Source organism: Streptococcus sp. oral taxon 058 str. F0407 (assembly GCF_000235485.1).
Taxonomy (GTDB): Bacteria; Bacillota; Bacilli; order Lactobacillales; family Streptococcaceae; genus Streptococcus.
In genome coordinates this window covers 11,017-11,784 of the sequence record NZ_JH378878.1, presented here as the reverse complement: position 1 = coordinate 11,784, position 768 = coordinate 11,017, and the positions used below count along the sequence as shown (strand labels likewise).

The window sequence follows — 768 nt, the reverse complement described above, 5'->3', positions numbered from 1 at the left end:
AGGTGTCGCAGGTTCGAATCCTGTCTTCCCGATTTGATGGCGGTGTAGCTCAGCTGGCTAGAGCGTCCGGTTCATACCCGGGAGGTCGGGGGTTCGATCCCCTTCGCCGCTATAATGATCTTGTTGGACCTTTAGCTCAGCTGGTTAGAGCTCTCGGCTCATAACCGAGTGGTCGTAGGTTCAAGTCCTACAAGGTCCATTATATATTTCGGAGGATTACCCAAGTCTGGCTGAAGGGAACGGTCTTGAAAACCGTCAGGCGTGTAAAAGCGTGCGTGGGTTCGAATCCCACATCCTCCTTTTTATTATTAACGCGGGATGGAGCAGCTCGGTAGCTCGTCGGGCTCATAACCCGAAGGTCGTAGGTTCAAATCCTGCTCCCGCAATTTGGCTCGGTAGCTCAGTTGGTAGAGCAATGGATTGAAGCTCCATGTGTCGGCGGTTCGATTCCGTCTCGCGCCATATTTTATAGATAATCTGGAAGGGTAGCGAAGAGGCTAAACGCGGCGGACTGTAAATCCGCTCCTTCGGGTTCGGGGGTTCGAATCCCTCCCCTTCCATGGATACGGGCATAGTTTAAAGGTAGAACTAAGGTCTCCAAAACCTTCAGTGTGGGTTCAATTCCTACTGCCCGTGTTAATAAGATGATGGCGGGTGTGGTGAAGTGGTTAACACACCAGATTGTGGCTCTGGCATGCGTGGGTTCGATCCCCATCACTCGCCTATTTTATATTATTGGGGTATAGCCAAGCGGTAAGGCAAGGGACT

8 tRNA genes are annotated in these 768 nt (G+C 51.7%); all 8 read left to right on the top strand.

The window, feature by feature from the left end:
* Positions 1 to 38 precede the first annotated feature (38 nt).
* The 8 genes from HMPREF9184_RS00350 (at position 39) to HMPREF9184_RS00315 (ending at position 723) form a co-directional block, all read left to right on the top strand.
* Positions 39 to 112 (top strand) — tRNA-Met (locus HMPREF9184_RS00350).
* Between the two features lie 13 nt (positions 113 to 125).
* Positions 126 to 199, top strand: a tRNA-Ile gene (locus tag HMPREF9184_RS00345).
* 11 nt (positions 200 to 210) lie between these two features.
* Positions 211 to 300 (top strand) — tRNA-Ser (locus HMPREF9184_RS00340).
* A 12-nt stretch (positions 301 to 312) separates the two neighbouring features.
* A tRNA-Met gene (locus HMPREF9184_RS00335) sits at positions 313 to 386 on the top strand.
* Positions 387 to 389: 3 nt separating this feature from the next.
* Positions 390 to 462, top strand: a tRNA-Phe gene (locus HMPREF9184_RS00330).
* Positions 463 to 479: 17 nt separating this feature from the next.
* A tRNA-Tyr gene (locus HMPREF9184_RS00325) sits at positions 480 to 560 on the top strand.
* A 5-nt stretch (positions 561 to 565) separates the two neighbouring features.
* A tRNA-Trp gene (locus HMPREF9184_RS00320) sits at positions 566 to 636 on the top strand.
* A gap of 14 nt (positions 637 to 650) precedes the next feature.
* Positions 651 to 723: transfer RNA gene (locus HMPREF9184_RS00315), tRNA-His, on the top strand.
* Positions 724 to 768 lie beyond the last annotated feature (45 nt).